A 21820-nucleotide genomic window follows, 5' to 3' on the forward strand; every position below is an offset into this window, starting at 1 on the left:
TACACAACTACACAAACCGTCTCCCGGTGAGGTAGGTTGCGAGCAGACAAGGAGATGCTCATGCGCGCAACACTGTCCTTTTCCATCAAACAGGCTCGGCGTCTGGCGCTGGCCGCCCAAGGATTCAACGGGCGCCAGCCGCCAGCGGCGATCAAACCGGTTCAGCTCAATCGCCTGATCGAGCGGCTGGGCATTCTGCAGATTGATTCGGTCAATGCGTTGGTGCGTTCGCACTACCTTCCCTTGTTTTCCCGCCTCGGCAATTACTCATCCGACTTGCTCGACCAGGCTGCCTGGAGTTCGGGCCGGCGACGCACGCTCTTCGAATATTGGGGGCATGAAGCCTCGTTGCTGCCCTTGTCGATGTACCCGTTGATGCGCTGGCGCATGCTGCGCGCGACCCGTGGTGAAGATATCTACCAGCAACTGGCACGTTTCGGGCGTGAGCAGCAGGACACGATTCGTCGGGTGCTGGCCTCGGTTGAGGAGCTGGGCGCGCTGGGGGCCGGAAGCCTGTCGACCCGTCAGGAACGCGCAGGGCCCTGGTGGGACTGGAGCGCGGAAAAGCATGCGCTGGAATGGTTGTTCGCCGCCGGTGAAGTGACCGTGGCGGGCCGGCGCGGGTTCGAGCGGCTTTATGACCTGCCGGAGCGGGTGATTCCTTCGGCGATTCTTGCGCAGCCGCTGCTGAGTGAGGCCGAGGCCCAGCGCGGCCTGTTGCTGCATGCCGCGACAGCGTTAGGCGTCGGAACAGAAAAGGACCTGCGGGATTACTTTCGCTTGAGTCCCGGTGATGCCCGTCCGCGCCTGGCGGAATTGGTGGAGGCGGGTGAGTTGCTGGCTTGTGAGGTCCAGGGCTGGCGGCAACCGGCTTATTGTCTGCCTGAGCCAAAAGTGCCGCGCAAGGTCGAAGCCAGCGCCTTGCTGTCACCGTTTGATTCGTTGATCTGGGAGCGCAGTCGCACTGAGCGCCTGTTCGATTTCCGCTATCGGCTGGAGATTTATACGCCGCAGGACAAGCGGATCTACGGCTATTACGTGTTGCCGTTTTTACACAATGAACGGATTGCCGCGCGGGTGGATCTACGCGCCGAGCGGGCGTCGGGCAGGCTGGCGGTGCACGCTGTGCATGAGGAAGAGCCGGGGCTGGATGACGAGGGGATGCTGGCGTTGGCGGTCAATCTGCGGCGAATGGCGGATTGGCTGGGGCTTGAGCGGGTTCAGTTGAATTGCCCGCGGGCGAGTGCGGCGCGGTTGCGGGTGGCATTGGCACAGCTAAGCGGTGATTGAGTACCGATCGTTCCCACGCTCTGCGTGGGAATGCCTCTAGGGACGCTCCGCGTCCAGTGACGCGGAGCGTCACGGGCTGCATTCCCACGCGGAGCGTGGGAACGATCATTTAGCGTCGAACCTGCTTCAACGTCTCGGCAATAAGAAACGCCAATTCCAGCGACTGATCGGCATTCATCCGCGGATCGCAATGGGTGTGATAGCGATCCGACAACCCGTCTTCGGTAATCGGCCGCGCACCGCCAATGCACTCGGTGACATTCTGCCCGGTCATCTCGATGTGGATGCCGCCAGCATAAGTACCTTCCGCTTCATGAACCTGGAAGAACTGCTTCACTTCGCCAAGGATCTGCGCAAAATCGCGGGTCTTGTAGCCGCTGCTGGCCTTGATGGTGTTGCCGTGCATCGGGTCGGAACTCCACAGCACTTGCTTGCCTTCACGCTGCACGGCACGGATCAGTTGTGGCAGGTGATCGCCGACCTTGTTCGCACCCATCCGCGCAATCAGGTTCAGACGACCCGGATCGTTGTCCGGGTTGAGCACGTCGATCAGGCGAATCAGGTCTTCGGGGTTCATGCTCGGGCCGACTTTGACCCCGATCGGGTTGTTCACGCCGCGCAGGAATTCGACGTGAGCGCCGTCGAGCTGACGGGTGCGGTCGCCGATCCACAGCATGTGCGCCGAGCAATCGTAGTAATCGTTGGTCAGGCTGTCGCGACGCACGAAGGCTTCTTCGTAGTTCAGCAGCAGGGCTTCGTGGGCGGTGAAGAAACTGGTTTCGCGCAGTTGCGGCGAGCTGTCCATGCCGCAGGCGCGCATGAAGGCCAGGGTTTCGTCGATGCGATCGGCCAGGTGGCTGTATTTTTCCGCCAGCGCCGAGTTGGCGATGAAGTCCAGGTTCCACTTGTGCACCTGATGCAGGTCGGCAAAACCGCCCTGGGCGAAGGCGCGCAGCAGGTTCAGGGTCGCGGTGGACTGGTGGTAGGACTGGAGCAAGCGTTCCGGGTCCGGCACGCGGCTTTTTTCGTCGAAACCGATGCCGTTGACGATGTCGCCACGGTAGGCCGGCAGGGTCACGCCATCGATGGTTTCGTCGTTGGCCGAACGCGGTTTGGCGAACTGCCCGGCCATGCGCCCGACCTTGACCACCGGGCAACCGGCGGCGAAGGTCATGACGATCGCCATTTGCAGCAGGACTTTAAAGGTGTCGCGGATTTTCGCGGCGGAGAACTCGGCGAAGCTTTCGGCGCAGTCGCCGCCCTGCAGCAAAAACGCGCGGCCCTGGGTCACTTCGGCAAACTGACGGCGCAACTCCCGGGCTTCACCGGCAAACACCAGCGGCGGATAACTGGCCAGCGTTTGCTCGACGTGCAGCAAATGCGCTGCGTCGGGGTATTGGGGTTGTTGCTGGATCGGCAGGGCGCGCCAGCTGTCAGGGCTCCAGGGTTGGCTCATCACGGTCTCTAGTGTTTTACGCTCGGACTGTCATGTTATCAGCAATTAGTGCGTGACCTGTTCCCGTCGCTTCGCGGACAATCGCGCCTTTGCCGCTTCAACCCTGCGGTTTATTACGTTGCCGGGCCCGGTGACGATCAGGAGACGAAATGACTGAGGAGCGCGTCGAGCATCTGCTCGCCGAGGTACAGGATGAGTTCGGCGTGATTCGCGTGCTGGAAGTGGCCGATTACCGTTTTCTCGAGTTCGGTGATGCCATCGAACAGAGCTGCGTGTTCACGGCTGACCCGAGCTGGCTCGAATACGATTACACCCGGGCGATGCTGATTGGCGCGTTGTGCCACGAGCAGCCGGAAAGCGCGCTGTTTCTCGGCCTCGGTGCTGGCACCCTGACCCAGGCCTGCCTCAAGTTCTTGCCGCTGGAAGACGTCGAAGCCATCGAGCTGCGCCCAGACGTACCGCGCCTGGCCATTGAATACCTTGGGCTGGATGATGATCCGCGGCTGTATATCCGGGTGGGCGATGCGCTGGAACTGCTCGATACCGCCGAGCCGGCGGATCTGATTTTCGTCGACCTCTATACCGATGTCGGGCCGGGTGTCGGGCATCTGGCGTGGAATTTCCTGGAAAACTGTCAGAAACGCCTGAATCCGTGTGGCTGGCTGGTGATCAATCAGTGGGCCACCGATGATGGCAAACCGTTGGGAGCCGCCTTGTTTCGCGGGCTCTATCACCGACATTACTGGGAACTGCCGGTGAAGGAGGGCAATGTGATTTTGCTCGTGCCTTCGGAGCTGGATCAGGAACTGGACATGGATGGCTTGATCGCCCGCGCCGAAGGGCTGGCGCCGCGTTTGGGGTATTCGTTGCAGTCGTTGATCAAGGCAATCCGCCCCGCGACTTGATGCGGTGAGGTCACCTGTGGCGAGGGGATTTATCCCCATTGGGCTGCGAAGCAGCCCCAAAACCATTCAACCCGAAATCGCACCGACTGACTTTTACGACTGGTCCGCAGCCGAACGGGGCGGTGCGACGTTTCGCTAAATCCCCTCGCCACAAAAGCAAATCTGTCAGCAGCCCTTGAACACGCCGGGCCGCTTCTCGATCATCGACCGCACGCCTTCCTTGGCATCCTCACTCGCCAGCAACTTCCTCACCAGCGGTGGCAATCCCTGTGCCGCCGCTGTTTCCCCTTCATAGCGCGCCTGCCTTGCAGACATCAACGTCGCCTGAACCCCAAGCGGCGCCTGTCGGGCAATCCGTTCAGCCAACTCAATCGCCCGTGGCAGCAGATCCTCGCTGGCCATGACTTCCTGGACCAATCCCAGGTGCAACGCCTCATGGGCGTCGAATTCATCGCCGGTCAGCAACCAGCGCATGGCATTGCCCCAGCCCGCGACCTGATGCAGGCGCAACGTGGCGCCGCCGAACGGGAAGATCCCGCGTTGCACTTCTTTCTGAGCGAAACGGGTGTTGCTGGCGCACAGGTTGATATCGGCGGCCAGCATCAATTCGATCCCGATGGTCAGGCAGTAGCCTTGCGCGGCGACAATCACCGGTTTGTTGACTCTGGGGCCGGCAAATACACCCCACGGATCGCAGCCGCCGGGCGGTACCTGCCAGCCTTCTGCCAGGGCTGCGCTGGCACTGACCAGATCCAGCCCTGCGGTGAAATGCTCTCCATGGCCGAATACCACCGCCACCCGCGCCTCGCTGTCGGCCTCGAACTCGCCATAGGCCAGGCTCAGTTCGTTGAGCAGGTCGAGATCGAAGGCGTTGCGTTTGGCCACCCGATCCAGGCCGATCATCAGGACATGACCGTGCCGTTCACGGCTCACACGACTGGAGCAGGGCTGATTCATGGTGCATTTCCTCGGGCGGGAAGGGTGTGTCAGACGGCAGGTCTGCGTCACAAGGGTGAACCGTTTTAGCGTGATCGTCAGCAGGGCTGGGCCTTGGAAAAATAGACCGTTGTCCGATTATCCGCAAAGCGTGTGACAGAACGCTGTAAACGGCAGTTTTCCGACAAATAAAGCTCCCTTTTTGAGCGAATTCCGGTATAGTGCGCGCCGGCCTTTAACCGGGCCGCGTTTAGGTAGCGCAATTCCCCGAAGTCAGCTTCGGCTGCACGTCCGCACAGCGGACTCTCCCTTGACGAATCTTTTTCATTCATTCGTTTTCGCAAATCCCCGCCGACAAAGCAGCCAGGGCGACTCTTGAGTCTTACACGGCATGCGCAGCTTTGGAGCATGGGTCTTTGCGGATGCACTTAGAGGCAGACCCATGACCCAGGAAACCGGCGGCTTCGCCGCTTTTAATCTTAATCCGAACATTCTTGCAGCCGTCATCGCGACTGGCTACGAAGAACCTTCGGCTATTCAGCAGCAATCGATCCCGATCATCATGGCCGGTCACGACATGATTGGTCAGGCGCAAACCGGTACGGGTAAAACCGCTGCGTTCGCCCTGCCGATCCTGCATCGCATCGATCCTGCTAAGCGCGAGCCGCAAGCCCTGATCCTGGCGCCAACCCGTGAGTTGGCGCTGCAAGTAGCAACCGCTTTCGAAACCTACGCCAAGCAAATGCCGGGCGTTACCGTTGTGGCCGTTTACGGCGGCGCCCCTATGGGTCCACAACTGAAAGCAATCCGTAATGGCGCACAGATCGTTGTCGCCACTCCGGGCCGTCTGTGCGACCACCTGCGTCGCGACGAAAAAGTGCTGTCGACCGTGAACCACCTGGTTCTCGACGAAGCTGACGAAATGCTCAAACTGGGTTTCATGGACGACCTCGAAGTTATCTTCAAGGCCTTGCCTCCAACCCGTCAGACCGTATTGTTCTCGGCCACCTTGCCGCAGTCGATTCGTGCCATTGCCGAACGCCATCTGCGCGATCCGCAACACGTGAAGATCCAGACCAAGACTCAGACCGTTACCGCGATCGAACAGGCTCACCTGTTGGTTCACGCTGACCAGAAGACCTCGGCTGTATTGAGCCTGCTGGAAGTTGAAGACTTCGATGCCCTGATCATGTTCGTGCGCACCAAGCAAGCGACCCTGGACCTGGCCAGTGCCCTGGAAGCCAAAGGCTACAAAGCCGCTGCGCTGAACGGTGACATTGCTCAGAACCAACGTGAGCGCGTGATCGAATCCCTCAAGGATGGCCGTCTGGACATCGTTGTGGCGACCGACGTTGCTGCTCGTGGTCTGGACGTTCCGCGTATCACTCACGTGTTCAACGTTGACATGCCGTACGACCCGGAATCCTACGTTCACCGTATCGGCCGTACCGGCCGTGCCGGTCGCGAAGGTCGTGCACTGCTGCTGGTGACTCCACGTGAGCGCCGCATGCTGCAAGTGATCGAGCGTGTAACCGGTCAGAAAGTTGCCGAAGTTCGCCTGCCGGACGCTCAGGCTGTTCTCGATGCCCGCATCAAGAAACTGACCAACAGCCTGTCGCCGCTGGTGGCTGATGCCGAATCGACTCACGGTGATCTGCTGGATCGCCTGACTGCCGACATCGGTTGCACCCCGCGTGCACTGGCCGCTGCTCTGCTGCGCAAGGCAACCAACGCTCAAGCGTTGACCCTGGCTGCCATCGAGAAAGAACGTCCACTGGTGCCGAACAACGCACCGCGTGGCGATCGTCCAGAGCGCACCGGTGATCGTCCGGACCGTGGTGATCGTGAGCGTCGTGCTCCGGTTCCATTGGCCGAAGGTCGTGCTCGTTGCCGTACCGCGCTGGGTGCGCGTGACGGTATCGCTGCCAAGAACCTGCTGGGCGCTATCCTCAATGAGGGTGGTCTGGCTCGCGAAGCAATCGGTCGCATCCAGGTGCGTGACAGCTTCAGCCTTGTTGAGCTGCCGGAAGATGGTCTGGAGCGTCTGCTGACCAAGCTGAAGGACACTCGCGTTGCTGGTAAGCAGTTGAAGCTGCGTCGCTATCGCGAAGATTGATCCGCTCTCGGGCTGATTGATCGAACATAAAAAATCCCCGACTGGTTCGGGGATTTTTTTTGTCTGCGTTTTAGGGGGCCAGGTTTCTGACTCAGGGTTTGGCGTTGGCGTAGAGATAGTCCGTGGCCAATGACGCCAACGTCCGCACGCCCACCACCAGCGCCGCCTCATCCACAAAGAACCCCGGATTATGGTTCGGCGCAGCCTTGCTCATGTCCTGATCTTTTGGCGTGACTCCCAAAAATACAAACAGCCCCGGCGCCTCTTTGGCGTAGAAGGAAAAGTCTTCCGCTCCACCCACCAATGGCCCTTGCACCACGTCGTCCTTGGCCGCCCAGCGCAAGGTCGGAAGCATTTTTTCGGTCAGTGCCGGGTTGTTGATCGTCGGGTCATACTTTTCGATGATCGTCACTTCAGCTTTGGCACCGCCGCTTTCGGCGATTTTCTCGACGGTCTGGCGCACGTCGGCGTGCAGCTTCTGGCGGATGGCGTAGTCGTAGGAGCGGATGGTGCCGCTCATGTCCACGGACTCGGGAATGATGTTGTAACGCGTGCCGCCATTGATCGTGCCGATGCTGACCACTGACGGATAAGACGAGATGTCTGTCCGGCGGCTGACCACGGTTTGCAGGCCGACGATGGTTTGCGCGCCGACGGTGATCGGGTCGATCCCGTCCCATGGGCGCCCGGCGTGGGTCTGTTTGCCGAGAATTTTAATGCGCAGGTCGTCGGAGCTGGCCAGGGTCGGGCCGGGGCGATAGGCGATCCGGCCGGCGGGGACGCCGGCCCAGACATGCAGGCCGAAGACCGCGTCCGGTTTCGGCGATTTCATCACGCCTTCCTCGATCATCATTTTCGCTCCCCAGGTGTTTTTGCCGTCGGGGATAAAATCGCTTGGACCTTCTTCTGCCGGTTGGAAATAGAACACCACCGTGCCGGGCAAGGTGTCGCGCATGCCGGTAAGAATTTTCGCCGTGCTGAGCAGGATTGCGGTATGGGCGTCGTGGCCGCAGGCGTGCATCACGTCGACTTCTTTACCGAGGTAGGTCCCTTTGGCTTTCGAGGCGAAAGGCAGGTCCGAGACTTCCTTGACCGGCAGCGCATCCATGTCGGCGCGCAATGCTACGGTCGGTCCGGGCAGAGCGCCTTTGAGGATGGCGACGACGCCTGTGCGGGCTACGCCGGTTTTCACTTCAAGGCCCATGGCGCGGAGTTGTTTGGCGACCAGTTCCGACGTGCGTTTTTCGGTGTTTCCCAGTTCCGGATGGGCGTGGATATCGCGGCGGGTTTCCAGCAGCTCGGGTTCCAGGGCTTTGGCCTGTTCGGCGATGTGCGTGCGGGCGCCTTCCAGTGTGTCGGCGCTGGCGTGGCCGGCCAGTGCGCCGAACAAGGTCAGCAAACATGTTTGTGCAATGCGGGTCAGCTGCATCGGGACTCTCCATGACTATTGTTTTTTGGCTTCAGTGCCTATGACTTGAGCGCCGCAGTTAAGTGCTATTCCTGCGCCTGGCCGCCACCCGCCGTGATCACTTGCACGCTCATGCGTGGCGTCGCCAGGTCGAGCCCGGCTTCGTCCAGGTGTCGCTTGAGTGACAGGTTGAACGCTCGGGACACTTCCCATTGCTTGATCGGTGCGGTCTTGAACCGGGCGCGAAGAATCGCGTTGCCCGACTCGAAGCTCTCGACACCCTGAATCTCCAGTGGCGACCAGATGTTGCGCCGTTGCAGTGGGTCGGTGCGCATCTTCTGGCCGACGTCGCGCATCAGTTTGATCGCGTTATCGATGTCCATGCTGGAAGGTATCGCCACCCGGAAAATCGCGTAACCGAATTCCCGGGAGTAGTTCTTGATGCTTTTGATTTCGCTGAACGGAATGGTGTGGACGATACCGTCAATGTCCCGCAGGCGCACGGTCCGAATCGTCAGCCCTTCGACGGTGCCCAGGTGGCCGCCGACGTCGACGTAGTCGTCGATGGCCAACGAGTCTTCGATGATGATGAACAGCCCGGTGATCAGGTCCGCCACCAGTGACTGTGCACCGAAACCGATGGCCAGACCGATCACGCCGGCACCGGCCAGCAGTGGCGTGACGTTCATGCCCATGTTTGCCAGGGCGACGATCAGCGCAATGATGAAAATCGCCACGAACAACACGTTACGGATCAGCGGCATCATCGTCTGTGCGCGAGCATTCGCCAGGCCTTTGCGCGAGCGGGTAAGGGCGTGGTGCACGGCGGTGTCGCTGAGAATCCAGATCAGCCAGGCAAAAATCAGCGTGCCGCCGAGGCTGAACATTTTGACACTGACTTCATGCCCTTCGCCTTCGGTGAAGCGGATCAGCGACATGCCCCAGACCCGCAGGCCGAGTTCGATGAACGCCAGCCACACCAGCAAATGAGCGAGGGTGTAGAAAAAGCTTTTCAGGCGATCCGAATACAGCGCATGACGTTTCACGCTGCGCTGTGGTTTGAGTGAATGGCGGCGCACCAAGCCGTTGATGACCATGCACAACACCAGCAGCACGGTGCAGATCAGCGACTGACGCAGCGCAGTGCTGGTATCGCCGGCCGAGACGAACGTGGCAAACAGCGAAATACCCACCAGCACCAGCGCCGGCATGTACCAGAAGGTGCCGAGAATCTCGATCGTGTCGCTGAGGGCGCGGCGAGTCAGGCGCCGGGACAGCGGTTGGTTGCGGATCAAGTGGGCGATGGGGCGACGGAACCGCAGGATGAACAGCCCTGTGAACAACGCCGCCAGTACGTTGGCGACCGTCGCGGCGGTGTGCGCCAGATGACTGCCAAGGCTTTCGACCAGTCGCGGATCGCTCAGGGCTTCACCGAAGGCGGCGAAACTGCCGATCAGCCACAGCGGCCGAAAGGCTTGATGCCGCAGGATGTAAAGGGCGCGGTGGCGGTGTGGGCCGTCGAGCACCGAAAAGGCGATCACGCAGATCGCCGAAAAACAGGTGCCGACCACCAGCGCATAAGCCAGCACCATGGCCAGGCTTTTGCCCAGTGACGAGGGCAGGGCGTAGCTCATGTAGACCGTCATCACCAAAGCAATCAGCCACGGCCCGAGTTTGCGCAGGGCGAAGCGCAACATGTCCAGGGCCTTGGGGTGCTGCGGCAGTTCTTCGGTCAGGCCGAAGCGCATCCGCACCCGGTGACCAAGCCATATCAGCGCGGCGGCCAGCAAGCTCCAGACCATCAGGATCATGGCAAAGGCAAAGATGATCGGCAGCCATTCATTGGCCGGCAGCGCCAGCGCTGTCAGTTCATCCTCAGCCAGTTTGAACTCTTCGGACCAGCGAGTGAGAGGGCTGTCCGCGCCTGAAAACTGTTTTTCGAAACTGGCCAGGGTGCCACCGATCAGCCCCAGGACGCCTACTTCGGTGGCCGGCTGGGCCTTTTTGGTGGCGTCGCGCAGCTTCTTCAAATCCGCCAGCAATTGGGTGCGTTGCTGATCGTTCTCCAGCGACTTGATGACTTCGTCCAGGGATTGCCCCAAGGGCTCTTGCGCCTCTGGCTGTTTTGCCGAGCTGTTGAGCAGGCTGGGCAAGCCGACCGCCTGGGCGGGCGCCATCGGCAGCAGCGTCATGAGGCAGACAAGGAATAAACACGGCAGGGCAAAAAGACGAGCGAACACTAGGCGGTCAACCTCGGGATGAGCGGATCGACCGAGTGTACGAGCCCGTCAAAATCAATGCGAGCCAGGGTGAGGATTTATTCGTTGAGTTTGGCGAGGATCTTGAAAATCACGGTGGCGAGGATCATCAACATGCCGATCCACATCGCGAATACGCCGACGTTTTTGTCGCGAAAGTTGAAGCCGATTGCCAACATGACCATCCCGGAAAGAATCGGAATCAGCATGGCGTGAAACGAAGACAACGAGATCATGAGCGACTGCCTTGTCGAAAGGGGTATTGAAAGTGTAGGAGCTGTCGAGTGAAACGAGGCTGCGATCTTTTGACTTTGCTATTTAAAAACAAGATCAAAAGATCGCAGCCTCGTTTCTCTCGACAGCTCCTACCAGCTCCTACACGGATTACGGCAACTCGCGGCAGGCGTAAAACGCGCTCAGCACTTTGACCAGGTGCGCCAGATCATGGCTGCCGCACAGTTCACGGATCGAGTGCATGGCGAAGGTGGGCAGGCCGATGTCCACGGTGCGCACGCCCAGGTGGCTGGCGGTGATCGGGCCGATGGTCGAGCCGCAACCCATGTCGCTGCGCACCACGAAGCTCTGCACCGGTACTTCTTCGGCCATGCACAGGTGGCGGAAGAACCCGGCGGTTTCGCTGTTGGTGGCGTAGCGCTGGTTGCTGTTGACCTTGATCACCGGGCCGGCGTTGAGTTTCGGGCCGTGATTGGCATCGTGCTTGTCGGCGTAGTTGGGGTGCACGCCGTGGGCGTTGTCAGCCGAGACCAGCAGGGATTTCTGAATGGTGCGCACGAACTCATCGCCTTCAGGCAGCAGGCGACGCAGCGTCTGCTCCAGCATTGGGCCGTCGGCGCCGCAGGCCGAGCAGGAACCGACTTCTTCGTGATCGTTGCAAACCAGCACGCAGGTTTCGTCGGTTTCGGTGGTCAGCAAGGCTTGCAGGCCGGCATAGCACGACAGCAGGTTGTCCAGGCGCGCCCCGGCAATGAAGTCACCATGCAGGCCGATGACCGCAGCACTTTGGGTGTCGTAGAAGCTCAGCTCATAGTCGAGCACCACGTCGGCGTTCAAGCCGTGTTCACGGGCGAGTTGATCGGTAAGCACGGCGCGGAAGTCCACGCGCTCGTCACCGGCAAATTGCGCAAGGATTGGCGGCAGTTCGGTCTGGGCGTTGATCGCCCAGCCCATGTTGGCTTCACGGTTCAGGTGAATGGCCAGGTTCGGGATGATGGCGATCGGTGCCTTGAAGTCGACCAGCTGGCTCTCGACCTTGCCGTCACGGCGGAAGGTCACGCGGCCGGCCAGGGACAGGTCGCGGTCGAACCATGGCGCCAGCAGTGCACCGCCATAGACTTCGACGCCCAGTTGCCAGAAGCCCTGACGTTGCAGTTCCGGCTGGGGTTTGACCCGCAGGCACGGGCTGTCAGTGTGCGCGCCAACCAGGCGAATGCCGCCGTGCAGGGGCGAGTGACGGCCCATCTTGAACGCGACGATCGATGAGTCGTTACGGGTGACGTAGTAACGGCCGTTGGCTTCGGTGGTCCATGGCTCGCGCTCGTCAAGGCGTTGATAGCCCGCCGCTTCCAGGCGCTGAACAAGGCTGGCGGTGGCATGGAACGGGGTAGGGGAGGCCTTGAGGAAATCGATCAGGCCTTGGTTCAACTCTTCGCGCATAAGTAGCTCCAGACAGCAATGGCGCAAGTTTAACGTATTGGCTCACGGCATTGCAGAGACAATGCCGTTCGACGTACGCCAGCTGCCGATTGGCGAAGAGGATGAGTCAACCGGTGATCAGCTTGCCATTGAGGAACACTTCGCGACGTTGCTTGCGGCCCACATACTCATGTTTGCTCGCGAGGTACACCTCGTTGAATTTTTCCTTCGAGATACCCGGGATCTGTCGAATGTAGTCGTCCACCAGTCGGTCATAGGCGGCTTCGGTGATGAGCTTGTAAATGTCCCGGCGATAGAAGAAGCCCAGTTGAAAACCGAGGGTTTCGCTTTGATGGTTTGTCTGGCCGGCAAAGCAGTTTTCAAAGTCGATGGCTTTGAGTGGGGTCCGCGGCGTTTCCGGGATCATGATATTGCCAGCCCAGAAATCCATGTGCGTGATGTTCTTGCGCGACAAGGAGCTCAGCAATTCGAAGGCGTCGAGAATGAATGCTTCGACGTTTTCCGGGTTGCGTTTAAGCCATTGCACACCGTCGATGTGATCGTCGAGCAGGCGCGTGATAATGAAATACTCCTGGGTCAGCCCCAGTCGGTCCTTGGTGTAACCGAACCCTTGCAGTGGCGGCATTTGTACACCCCGGCGCTGGGCTTCTAGCGTGTTGATCAGCTCTTCCAGCGGCCAGTCGAATCGACCATTGCGCTGAGGTTTGCCAAAGGTCACGCGCACTTTTGCCTTCAAGGTGTCCAGCGGCTGGACCTTGGCAAACAGCGGCGTATCGCCGGAGGCCAGCGGCGCACTCGCACGGGTGAGCTTGTGGGCACGTCGTTTGTGTATGAGCTGTTCAAGCGCCTGTTGTGCTTCGGCTGAAGGTTGCTCGCTAAGGTGTAGCGTGGTGTTGAACAGGCAGAAGGTGAATGGGTAGTCGTCTTGGAATGTCTTGTTGCTGAGCACGAGGGCTTCCTGCCTGCTATCAAAGTGATGGCATTTTACGTTTCATTACAATTTCATGACAATATTTTCACGCCATTTTCACGTCAATTTGTAACGAGAAATAAAAAAACGCCCTTCAATGGAAGGGCGTTTTTTGGTTCGACGGTTGCTTAAAAAGGAGCAGGACACTCGAAGCGCGAGCGTTCGCCGCTTTGCGGGTGAGTGAAGCTCAGCATGCTCGCGTGCAAACAGAGTCGTGGCCAGGCGGCCAGTGCTTGCTCGTGGGCATACAGCCCGTCACCCAGCAGTGGGTGGCCGATGGAAAGCATGTGCACGCGCAACTGATGGGAGCGGCCGGTGATCGGCGTCAATTCGACACGACACCAATCGCCGCAACGCTCCAGTACACGCCAGAAGGTCAGGGCATGTTTGCCGAATTCATGGTCCACCACATGGCGTGGCTTGGTCGGTGGGTCGTAGCGCAAGGGCAGATCGATGCTGCCACTGTCCAGTTCCGGTTGTCCCCAGCACAGGGCGGTGTAGGCCTTTTCGGTTTCGCGGTCGTGAAATTGCCGAGACAGCTCGCGATGCGTGTCCGGATCGCGGGCCAACAGAATAATGCCGGAGGTTTCCCAGTCCAGGCGATGGACGATTCGTGCTTCCGGGTAGCCGTTTTCCTGCAGGCGGGTAATCAGGCAGTCCTTGTTGTCATCGGCCCGGCCAGGGACGGAGAGCAGCAGGGTTGGTTTGTTCACCACCAGTACGGCGGCGTCCTGATGGATGATGCTGATGTTGGACAGCGGCATTAAAACAGCCTCGTAACAAACGCCAACGGCGACTCAGGCCCCCACACCCTGTAGGAGCTGAGCTTGCTCGCGATGCAGGCAACTCGGTCTATCTGATAAACCGAGGTGATGCTATCGCGAGCAAGCTCGGCTCCTACAGGGGCGCAAGCCTGAGCCGCCGTGGCTCCTGTCTGATCGACTAGCGGTCAGGCAGGGTGATATTGAGTTCCAGAATCGAGCAACTGCCCTGGTTTTCCAGAGCGACGTGCACGTCATCGGACCCGATATTGACGTACTTGCGGATGACCTCGACCAATTCCTTCTGCAAGGCTGGCAGGTAGTCCGGTGTACTGCGTTGGCCGCGTTCGTGCGCCACGATGATCTGCAGACGCTCTTTCGCTACCGACGCGGTGCTGACCTTTTTGCTGGCACGAAAGAAGTCAAAAAGATTCATTATCTACCTCCAAACAGGCGCTCGAAGAATCCCTTCTTCGTTACATCGAGAAAACGATGCTCCACGGTTTTGCCCAGCAGACGATCGACCGCATCGCTGTATGCCTGACCGGCATCGCTCTGATCGTCGAGAATCACGGGCACGCCCGAGTTGGAAGCTTTGAGTACCGCTTGGGATTCCGGAATGACACCCAGCAGGGCGACCGCCAGAATCTCTTTGACGTCTTCGACGCCGAGCATCTCGCCGTCACTGACTCGTTGCGGGTTGTAGCGGGTCAGCAGCAGGTGTTCCTTGATCGCCTCTTCGCCCTTTTCAGCGCGGCGCGATTTGCTGGCCAGCAGGCCCAGCATGCGGTCCGAGTCACGAACCGAGGACACTTCCGGGTTGGTCACGATAATCGCTTCATCAGCGAAGTACATGGCCAGGTGGGCGCCTTTCTCGATGCCGGCCGGGGAGTCGCAGACCACGTATTCGAAGTCTTCTTTCAGCGCCATCAACACTTTTTCCACGCCTTCCACGGTCAGCGCGTCTTTGTCGCGGGTCTGACTGGCGGCCAGTACGTAGAGGTTTTCCAGGCGTTTGTCTTTGATCAGGGCTTGTTGCAGGTTGGCTTCGCCGTTTACCACGTTGACGAAGTCATACACCACGCGACGCTCGCAACCCATGATCAGGTCGAGGTTACGCAAACCGACGTCGAAGTCGACGATAACTGTTTTGTGGCCGCGCAGTGCGAGGCCGGTACCGATAGCAGCACTGGTGGTGGTCTTACCCACACCACCCTTGCCGGATGTAACCACGAGAATCTTGGCCAAGGTGTTTCACCCCTAAGGAAAAAGGACATTTAGCCCCTGAAAAACATCTCTAGAAAAACTACTGCAGTCGAACAGCCTTGGCTGGAATTCGGTCCAGAACGGCGCTTACCTCGGGTAAACACTGCCTATGGCCTTTTTCCTACTTCGTTTGAGCCGTTTTCGCTACGTTTTAGAGATGTTTGGAAAATGCGGCAGTATCCGTTAAAGCCGAATGATGTTCAACACATCGCCCGACAGGCTGACCTGTACGCCCGCGCCCCACAAAGGGTCGCGACGCAGATCCTCCGAAACTTTGTAGTGGCCTGCGATGGAGACCAGTTCAGCGCTCATTTGCTGACAGAAAATCCTGGCTTTCGTGTCGCCTTTGACGCCGGCCAACACTCGACCACGCATCGGGCCGTATACATGGATGTTCCCGTCGGCGAGAAGTTCCGCCCCCGGGCTGACCGACGAGATCACCACCAGATCGCAGCCCTGGGCATAAATCTGCTGGCCACCACGTACTGGCGACGTGATGATTTTCGTTGGCTTGATAGTCGGCTCCGGCGGTTTTTCCGGTTTTTTCTTGACCTGGCCTTCGAGCGGGTCCAGCGGACGCTCACGGGCGCCGGACGGTGGCAGCACCGGCAGGTCGACCGCGATGGCCGCGGCGATGTCTTCGATGCGGCTGGCACGGATCGCCAGGGTGCGCAGGCCATGCTGGCGGCAGACGCGCATCAGGCCCGGCAGATCGACCGCGCCTTCGCTGGCCGGGAGTTTGTCCAGGGCCAGCACCAATGGCGCGTTACTGAAGAAGTTAGGCGCCTGGGCAACCTTGGCGGCCAGTTGACGATCGAGGTTCTCGAGGTCGTTACGGGCCAGCTCCAGCACCGTAATGGCGAGCATGCTGCCCTTCAGCTGGAACACGGGATCTTGGTCTAGCGGTTCGGTTTGGCTCATGGTCGGCATACAACGACTTGTCACTAAAAGTGCCGAGACTTATAACGAGAACGCCCGCGAGCCGCAAGCCGGGTCGAACGATGTAGAATGCGCGGCCATTGTCTTTCCGGAACCTTTAATGGATCGCCCGCGTTTTCGAACAGCATTTCTATCTCCACGTTTCTGGCCGCTGTGGTGTGGCTTGGGGCTGTTGTGGCTGATTGTCCAGTTGCCGTATCCGGCGTTGCTGTCGATCGGTCGCGCCCTGGGTGCATTGATGTATCGAGTAGCGGGCGACAGACGGCGCATTGCCAAGCGCAATCTGGAACTGTGTTTCCCTGAAAAAACCGCTGCCGAGCGCAAACGCCTGCTCAAGGAAAACTTCGCCTCCACGGGCATCGCGTTTTTCGAAATGGCCATGAGCTGGTGGTGGTCGCGCGAGCGTCTGGCGAAGCTGGCCCATGTCGAAGGGCTGGAGCATCTGAAAAAAGCCCAGCGCGACGGCAAAGGCGTGATCCTGATGGCCGTTCATTTCACCACGCTGGAAATCGGCGCGGCGTTGCTCGGCCAGCAGCACACCATTGATGGCATGTACCGCGAACACAAAAATCCATTGTTCGACTACGTCCAGCGCCTGGGGCGTGAGCGGCACAACGTCGATTCGCTGGCGGTGGAGCGTGACGACGTGCGCGGCATGCTGAAACTGCTGCGGGCCGGCCGGGCAATCTGGTACGCACCGGATCAGGACTATGGCGCCAAGCAAAGCATCTTCGTGCCGCTGTTCGGGATTCAGGCCGCGACCGTCACCGCCACCAGCAAGTTTGCGCGGTTGGGCAAGGCGCTGGTGGTGCCGTTCACTCAGGAACGTCTGGCGGACGGCAGCGGTTATCGACTGGTGATTCATGCACCGCTCGAGGGTTTCCCCGGAGAAACCGAAGAAGCCGATTGCCTGCGGATCAACCAATGGATCGAAGGCGTCCTGCGCGAATGTCCAGAGCAATACCTCTGGGCTCATCGCCGCTTCAAGAGCCGTCCACCGGGTGAGCCGAAGCTGTACGCAAAACGCGGTTGAACCACCGATCCCTATAGCACCATGGAGTGTTGCGATGAGTCCTGCTGAACCGGTTACAGGGTTGATTCTTTCCGGCGGCGGGGCTCGGGCGGCTTATCAGGTCGGTGTGCTGGCGGCGATTGCCGAGCTGTTGCCGGTCGGTGCGAGCAATCCGTTTCCGGTGATCGTCGGTACCTCGGCCGGCGCGATCAACGCGGTCAGCCTCGCCAGTGGGGCGATGGACTTCCGTGGCGCGATTCAAGGTCTGACCGCCTTCTGGCAGGGTTTTCGCAGTCATCTGGTGCTGCGCAGCGACTGGCCGGGCGTGATCCATCAGGCCAGCCGTTTTGTCAGCCACAGTTTGCTCGGGATTGGCGCTCAGGTGCCGGTGGCCTTGCTCAACAGTTCGCCGCTGCGCGGATTGCTCGACGACAAACTGCAGATGAACGGAATTGCCGAGGCCATTGCACAGAAGCAGTTGCAGGCGGTTGCGGTGACCGCGTTCGGCTACGAGTCCGGTCAGGCGGTGACCTTTTATCAGGGCGGCGGCACGATCAATGCCTGGTTGCGCCATCGGCGAATCGGCGTCCCCACGCAATTGACCGTCGACCACTTGCTGGCCAGTTCGGCCATTCCGCTGCTGTTTGCGCCAGTGAAAATCGGTGAAGAGTATTTCGGCGACGGCGCGGTACGTCAGTCGGCACCGATCAGTCCGGCGCTGCACCTGGGCGCCAGCCGGGTGCTGGTGGTGGGCGTCAGCGGCAACCCCCGCGGCGTCGACCCGGAGCAACCGCTGCAACGCGCCTACACCGGCCAGCAGCCGAGCCTGGCACAGATCGGTGGGCACATGCTCAACAGCACGTTCATTGACAGCCTGGAAAGTGACATCGAGTTGCTGCAGCGGCTCAATCAGTTCAGTCATCTGTTGCCCGATGGCACGCCGACGCGCGCGTTGGGTGTGGCGCCGGTGGACGTGCTGGTGATTTCGCCAAGCCAGCCGATCGATGAGATTGCGGCGCGGCATCGGCAGGAATTACCGGCGGCTCTGCGCCTGTTTCTGCGCGGACCGGGGGCGACCAAGACGAGCGGGGCGGGGGTGCTGAGTTATCTGCTGTTCGAGGCGGGGTATTGCAGCGAATTGATTGATTTGGGGCGGCGGGATGCGTTGGCCAAGCGCGGGGAGTTGTGCCGGTTTCTCGGGTTGGCGGAGCCTGCCGTTACAGCTTGAGATCGGCGGTGTGGCCATCGCGGGCAAGCCACGCTCCCACAGGTTTTGTATCGTTCACATAATCGGCGAACGACACAAAACCTGTGGGAGCGTGGCTTGCCCGCGATGGCGTCCTTACAGACGCCGCCGGATCAGAAGTGAACCTTGACCAGGAAGCTGGTTACGCTCTGATCGGTTTTGAAGCCCTGACTGTCTTCAATACCGTACTTGTTTTTCCAGTAGTCATACTCGACGCCGACGTACAACTGCTTTTCGCCAAGGTTCAGCGCCTTGCCCAAGTCGTATTTGACCTGCGGGTTGAAGTGCAGGTTGGCGTGGTATTCGCCTTTTTTGTTGACGTCGTTGTCGACTACCCAATCCATGAAACCATCGATCAGGATGTTCGAATCGCCAACAGGGATGGTGTAGGACCAGACCGGGGTGATCTGCCAGATGTTGTCACCCGGACGGTCGCCTTCGGTGTGACGGTTGTAGAAGTTCAGCTGGAAGTAATCGAAGCCCGGAATCGCCAGGTCAAAAGCAGGACCGATCAGGTAGGACTCGGTGTCGTCTTCACCGAACTCGTAAGTCATGGCCAGCAACACGTCTTTGATCGGGCCGAACTCGAGTTTCTGATCGAAGATCTTGCCGAACGAAAGGCGCGGGCTGATTTCACCGTAATAGGTGTTCTCACCAGCGAAGGAATCTTCCTTGCCGTTGTAGAAAATCTTGTCGACGAACATGAAGTTGTCGCCGTATTTCCAGCCGTCGGCGTGTTCGAAGGTCACCGTCTGCTGAATGCGCGGGTTGACCTGGAAGTCCTTGCCATACAGGTAGGTCAGGCTGTTGTTCTGCCATTGCAGCAAGTCGCCGGCCATGGCCTGGCCCCCGGCCAGCAAAGATCCCGCCAGCATCAGGCTAGTGCACGTACGTTTCATTCGGTTGCTCCCAAAAAGTAGGTGGTTCCACGTTATTTTTCTAAGGTCGACGCTCTGGTGTGGCGCCTTTTTCTTTAGCTGTAAAAAATCATCCAATCGGTCAGCTTCAGTGCTGTTAGCAAGAGCTGAGCCAAGGCTTTTGAAAAGCCAAAAAACTCCCGCTCGGCGGCTCAAGAGCAGTCGATTGAGAGTGGTTTTGGAGTGCCTTGGTACCGTCCAGAGCCGGGATAAGTTGGCTTTCTGGTCAGGAATTAAATCCGGGCTTTTTTTTAAAGCGGATTCGGGCGGCCGCGGAGAATACTGACTCCTTGGCCAGGTCTCAAGTGCCCCGCAACAGCGCACCGACGGCAGGTTTGGAGCACGGTTGCGGGCCATCTTAAAAGTGCACCTTCACCAGCAGGCTGGTGGTGTTCTCATTAGTGTCGAAGTTGCCGTTGTTTTCGATGCCGTACTTGTCTTTCCAGTAGCTGTACTCGACGCCGACGTACACCTGTTTCTCCCGCCAGCCCAAGGCCTTCCCCAGGTCATATTTGATCTGCGGGTTCAAGTGCAGGTTGGCGTGGTAGGTACCCTGTGAGTTCTGGTCGTTATCCACGACCCAATCGATGTAGCCGTCGATCAACAGGTTCGAGTTGCCCAATGGCAGGGTGTAGGACCAGGCCGGCGTGATCTGCCAGACATCGTCGCCGGGACGCGAGCCTTCGGTCTGGCGATAGTAGAAGTTCAAGGTGAAAAAATTGAAGCCCGGTACCGCGAGGTCGAAACCGGGGCCGATCAGATAGGCCTCGGTGTCGTCTTCGCCATTCTCGTAGGTCATGGCCAGCAACACGTCCTTGATCGGGCCGAATTCGAAACGGCGGTCGAGGATTTTGCCGAAGGAGAGGCGCGGACTGAACTCGCCGTAATAAGCGTGAACGCCTTTGTTCCGGTCTTTCTCGCCGTTGTAGTAAGTGCTGTCGACGAACAGGAAGTTGTCGCCGTACTTCCAGCGGTCGGCGTGCTCAAAGGTTATCGTCTGCTGGATCGACGGGTTGACCGCGAAATCCTTGCCATACAGATAGCTCAGGCTGTTGGTCTGCCACAGCAGCAGATCGCCGGCCATGGCCTGACTGGCGGCCAATAGACCACCGCCTAACAGCATGTTTGTCTGTGTCCGAATCATCTGTTGCTCCCTCTTGTTTTTATTTTTCAAGGCGCAGGAGTTTCCACTGTGGGAGCGAGCTTGCTCCCACAGGTTTTGTGGCATTAGTGAATCAGTGCGGGTGAGCGTGGCAGTCGTTGATGGCCGCGCGTTCGGCGCCGCCGAGGATGTTGAACAGCAGGTTCAGCGACAGCGCGCTCAGCGTGGCCATGGCAATACCGCTGTGAGTGATGGGACTCATCCACAGCGGAAGGTGGGCGAAGAATTCCGGACGGACCACCGGGATCAGCCCCATGCCGATGCTCACCGCCACCAGCAACTGGTTGCGACGGTCACCGATGTCGGCTTCCTGGAGAATCTTGATCCCGGTGGCGGCGACCATGCCGAACATCGCGATGGCCGCGCCGCCGAGTACTGCCGACGGAATCGAGGCCACCAGGAACGCCGCTTTCGGCAACAGACTGAGCACTACCAGCAAACCACCGGCAACGATGGTCACCGAGCGGCAACGCACGCCGGTCATCTGCACCAGGCCGATGTTCTGCGCGAAAGAGGAGTGGGTGAAAGTGTTGAAGAAACCGGCGAAGAACGAGGCGCCGGCATCACACAACAAGCCGCGACGGAGCATCCGTGGGCAGACGTCCTGGCCGGTGATTTTGCCCAGTGCCAGGAACATCCCGGTGGACTCGACGAAGATGATCACCACCACCAGGCACATGGAAAGGATCGGTGCGAGTTCGAATTTCGGCATGCCGAAATGCAGCGGGGTCACGAATTGCAGCCACGGCGCCTGGGCCATGCCACTCAGGTCGACCATGCCGATCAGGCCGCAGAGTACGTAACCCAGGCACATGCCGATCAGCACGGAAATATTGACCCAGAAACCGCGCATGAAGCGGTGGACCAGCAGAATGGTTGCCAGCACCAGCGCGGCGATGGCCAGGTAAATCGGTGAGCCGAATTGCGCGGCGCCAGCACCGCCGCCGGCCCAGTTGACGGCCACGGGGAACAGCGACAAACCGATCGAGGTGATGACGGTGCCGGTCACCAGAGGCGGGAAGAAGCGTACGACTTTGGACATGAATGGCGCGATGATCATGCCGAAGAATCCGGCGGCGATGGTTGCGCCGAAGATCCCTTGCAGGCCGATGCCCGGCATGCCGGCCATGGCGACCATGCTGCCGACAGCGGCGAAACTGGCGCCCATCATCACTGGCATACGGATGCCCATGGGGCCGATGCCCAGCGATTGCACGATGGTAGCGATCCCGGCCACCAGCAGGTCGGCATTGATCAGGAAGGCGATTTCTTCACGAGTCAGGCCAGCGGCCTGTCCGATGATCAGCGGCACCGCGATGGCTCCGCCGTACATCAGCAGAACGTGTTGCAGGCCAACCAGGATCAGTTGCAAAAGGGGCAAACGCTGAATGGCGGGTGCGTCGGGGATGCGCGCTTTGGATAGCTCGGACATGCAACACCTCGGATCTTTTTTATTCTTGTGATTTTTGTATCAGGGGGACCGCGGCGCGGCCAATCGCGGGCA

19 protein-coding genes are annotated in these 21820 nt (G+C 59.6%); 5 read left to right on the plus strand and 14 right to left on the minus strand.

What is annotated here, in order from left to right; all coding sequences use genetic code 11:
- Positions 1–60: 60 nt before the first annotated feature.
- A complete protein-coding gene (locus ACMXYI_RS16735) occupies positions 61–1290 on the plus strand; it encodes a winged helix-turn-helix domain-containing protein (RefSeq protein ID WP_415768182.1) in 1230 nt (409 codons plus the stop codon).
- A gap of 109 nt (positions 1291–1399) precedes the next feature.
- On the opposite strand, the gene ACMXYI_RS16740 is transcribed toward ACMXYI_RS16735, so the two are convergent.
- A complete protein-coding gene (locus ACMXYI_RS16740; RefSeq protein ID WP_056740344.1) occupies positions 1400–2746 on the minus strand; it encodes a class II 3-deoxy-7-phosphoheptulonate synthase in 1347 nt (448 codons plus the stop codon).
- A gap of 149 nt (positions 2747–2895) precedes the next feature.
- Here ACMXYI_RS16740 and ACMXYI_RS16745 point away from each other — a divergent pair, with 149 nt between their 5' ends.
- Entirely contained in the window at positions 2896–3651 is a 756-nt protein-coding gene (locus tag ACMXYI_RS16745) for a spermidine synthase (RefSeq protein WP_415768184.1), read from the plus strand.
- A 165-nt stretch (positions 3652–3816) separates the two neighbouring features.
- On the opposite strand, the gene ACMXYI_RS16750 is transcribed toward ACMXYI_RS16745, so the two are convergent.
- Positions 3817–4608: a crotonase/enoyl-CoA hydratase family protein gene (locus tag ACMXYI_RS16750; RefSeq protein ID WP_415768185.1), complete on the minus strand. Its 792-nt coding sequence runs from the start codon at positions 4606–4608 to the stop codon at positions 3817–3819.
- A gap of 421 nt (positions 4609–5029) precedes the next feature.
- On the opposite strand from ACMXYI_RS16750, the gene ACMXYI_RS16755 reads away from it, so the two are divergent.
- Positions 5030–6703, plus strand: a complete 1674-nt coding sequence (locus ACMXYI_RS16755) for a DEAD/DEAH box helicase (protein WP_008146183.1) — start codon at positions 5030–5032, stop codon at positions 6701–6703.
- A 91-nt stretch (positions 6704–6794) separates the two neighbouring features.
- Here ACMXYI_RS16755 and ACMXYI_RS16760 read toward each other — a convergent pair whose 3' ends face one another.
- From ACMXYI_RS16760 to minC, 9 genes are all read right to left on the minus strand, one after another.
- Positions 6795–8132, minus strand: a complete 1338-nt coding sequence (locus tag ACMXYI_RS16760; RefSeq protein ID WP_415757143.1) for an amidohydrolase — start codon at positions 8130–8132, stop codon at positions 6795–6797.
- Positions 8133–8197: 65 nt separating this feature from the next.
- Positions 8198–10351, minus strand: coding sequence for a mechanosensitive ion channel family protein (locus ACMXYI_RS16765; RefSeq protein WP_415768187.1), 2154 nt, complete (start codon positions 10349–10351; stop codon positions 8198–8200).
- A 77-nt stretch (positions 10352–10428) separates the two neighbouring features.
- Positions 10429–10605: a hypothetical protein gene (locus tag ACMXYI_RS16770; RefSeq protein WP_415768188.1), complete on the minus strand. Its 177-nt coding sequence runs from the start codon at positions 10603–10605 to the stop codon at positions 10429–10431.
- Between the two features lie 148 nt (positions 10606–10753).
- Entirely contained in the window at positions 10754–12043 is a 1290-nt protein-coding gene (locus tag ACMXYI_RS16775; protein ID WP_046047516.1) for a M18 family aminopeptidase, read from the minus strand.
- A 106-nt stretch (positions 12044–12149) separates the two neighbouring features.
- Positions 12150–12992: a hypothetical protein gene (locus tag ACMXYI_RS16780; protein WP_415768190.1), complete on the minus strand. Its 843-nt coding sequence runs from the start codon at positions 12990–12992 to the stop codon at positions 12150–12152.
- Positions 12993–13141: 149 nt separating this feature from the next.
- Complete coding sequence (locus ACMXYI_RS16785; RefSeq protein WP_415768191.1) at positions 13142–13777, minus strand: RluA family pseudouridine synthase; 636 nt, start codon at positions 13775–13777, stop codon at positions 13142–13144.
- A 178-nt stretch (positions 13778–13955) separates the two neighbouring features.
- Entirely contained in the window at positions 13956–14210 is a 255-nt protein-coding gene (gene minE / locus ACMXYI_RS16790; RefSeq protein ID WP_007898843.1) for a cell division topological specificity factor MinE, read from the minus strand.
- Positions 14210–15022: a septum site-determining protein MinD gene (gene minD, locus ACMXYI_RS16795; protein ID WP_131062423.1), complete on the minus strand. Its 813-nt coding sequence runs from the start codon at positions 15020–15022 to the stop codon at positions 14210–14212. The genes minE and minD overlap by 1 nt, the downstream gene beginning before the upstream one ends.
- Before the next feature lie 201 nt (positions 15023–15223).
- Complete coding sequence (gene minC, locus ACMXYI_RS16800) at positions 15224–15961, minus strand: septum site-determining protein MinC (RefSeq protein ID WP_095129096.1); 738 nt, start codon at positions 15959–15961, stop codon at positions 15224–15226.
- Positions 15962–16079: 118 nt separating this feature from the next.
- Between minC and ACMXYI_RS16805 the strand changes: the two genes are divergently transcribed.
- Positions 16080–17012, plus strand: a complete 933-nt coding sequence (locus tag ACMXYI_RS16805; RefSeq protein ID WP_076027967.1) for a lipid A biosynthesis lauroyl acyltransferase — start codon at positions 16080–16082, stop codon at positions 17010–17012.
- 34 nt (positions 17013–17046) lie between these two features.
- The gene (locus tag ACMXYI_RS16810) at positions 17047–18219 is read left to right on the plus strand and encodes a patatin-like phospholipase family protein (protein WP_415768192.1); all 1173 of its coding nucleotides are present in this window, start codon (positions 17047–17049) and stop codon (positions 18217–18219) included.
- 131 nt (positions 18220–18350) lie between these two features.
- Here the strand turns inward: ACMXYI_RS16810 and ACMXYI_RS16815 are convergent, their stop codons facing one another.
- The 3 genes from ACMXYI_RS16815 to ACMXYI_RS16825 form a co-directional block, all read right to left on the minus strand.
- Positions 18351–19136 carry an outer membrane protein OmpK gene (locus ACMXYI_RS16815; protein ID WP_415768193.1) on the minus strand — a complete coding sequence of 262 codons (786 nt, stop codon included), beginning with the start codon at positions 19134–19136 and terminating at the stop codon, positions 18351–18353.
- 376 nt (positions 19137–19512) lie between these two features.
- On the minus strand, positions 19513–20298 hold the full coding sequence (locus ACMXYI_RS16820) for an outer membrane protein OmpK (RefSeq protein WP_415768194.1): 786 nt from the start codon (positions 20296–20298) through the stop codon (positions 19513–19515).
- A gap of 91 nt (positions 20299–20389) precedes the next feature.
- On the minus strand, positions 20390–21748 hold the full coding sequence (locus ACMXYI_RS16825; protein ID WP_415768195.1) for a nucleobase:cation symporter-2 family protein: 1359 nt from the start codon (positions 21746–21748) through the stop codon (positions 20390–20392).
- Positions 21749–21820 lie beyond the last annotated feature (72 nt).

The sequence above is a fragment of the Pseudomonas lyxosi genome (assembly GCF_047758685.1).
Classification (GTDB): Bacteria; Pseudomonadota; Gammaproteobacteria; order Pseudomonadales; family Pseudomonadaceae; genus Aquipseudomonas; species Aquipseudomonas lyxosi.

What these genes read in the sequence shown, in the direction of transcription:
- ACMXYI_RS16735 (WP_415768182.1), top strand. Translation starts at nt 61, where the DNA reads ATGCGCGCAACACTGTCCTTTTCCATCAAACAGGCTCGGCGTCTGGCG.
- ACMXYI_RS16740 (WP_056740344.1), bottom strand. Translation starts at nt 2,746, where the DNA reads ATGAGCCAACCCTGGAGCCCTGACAGCTGGCGCGCCCTGCCGATCCAG.
- ACMXYI_RS16745 (WP_415768184.1), top strand. Translation starts at nt 2,896, where the DNA reads ATGACTGAGGAGCGCGTCGAGCATCTGCTCGCCGAGGTACAGGATGAG.
- ACMXYI_RS16750 (WP_415768185.1), bottom strand. Translation starts at nt 4,608, where the DNA reads ATGAATCAGCCCTGCTCCAGTCGTGTGAGCCGTGAACGGCACGGTCAT.
- ACMXYI_RS16755 (WP_008146183.1), top strand. Translation starts at nt 5,030, where the DNA reads ATGACCCAGGAAACCGGCGGCTTCGCCGCTTTTAATCTTAATCCGAAC.
- ACMXYI_RS16760 (WP_415757143.1), bottom strand. Translation starts at nt 8,132, where the DNA reads ATGCAGCTGACCCGCATTGCACAAACATGTTTGCTGACCTTGTTCGGC.
- ACMXYI_RS16770 (WP_415768188.1), bottom strand. Translation starts at nt 10,605, where the DNA reads ATGATCTCGTTGTCTTCGTTTCACGCCATGCTGATTCCGATTCTTTCC.
- ACMXYI_RS16775 (WP_046047516.1), bottom strand. Translation starts at nt 12,043, where the DNA reads ATGCGCGAAGAGTTGAACCAAGGCCTGATCGATTTCCTCAAGGCCTCC.
- ACMXYI_RS16785 (WP_415768191.1), bottom strand. Translation starts at nt 13,777, where the DNA reads ATGCCGCTGTCCAACATCAGCATCATCCATCAGGACGCCGCCGTACTG.
- minE (WP_007898843.1), bottom strand. Translation starts at nt 14,210, where the DNA reads ATGAATCTTTTTGACTTCTTTCGTGCCAGCAAAAAGGTCAGCACCGCG.
- minC (WP_095129096.1), bottom strand. Translation starts at nt 15,961, where the DNA reads ATGAGCCAAACCGAACCGCTAGACCAAGATCCCGTGTTCCAGCTGAAG.
- ACMXYI_RS16805 (WP_076027967.1), top strand. Translation starts at nt 16,080, where the DNA reads ATGGATCGCCCGCGTTTTCGAACAGCATTTCTATCTCCACGTTTCTGG.
- ACMXYI_RS16810 (WP_415768192.1), top strand. Translation starts at nt 17,047, where the DNA reads ATGAGTCCTGCTGAACCGGTTACAGGGTTGATTCTTTCCGGCGGCGGG.
- ACMXYI_RS16815 (WP_415768193.1), bottom strand. Translation starts at nt 19,136, where the DNA reads ATGAAACGTACGTGCACTAGCCTGATGCTGGCGGGATCTTTGCTGGCC.
- ACMXYI_RS16820 (WP_415768194.1), bottom strand. Translation starts at nt 20,298, where the DNA reads ATGATTCGGACACAGACAAACATGCTGTTAGGCGGTGGTCTATTGGCC.
- ACMXYI_RS16825 (WP_415768195.1), bottom strand. Translation starts at nt 21,748, where the DNA reads ATGTCCGAGCTATCCAAAGCGCGCATCCCCGACGCACCCGCCATTCAG.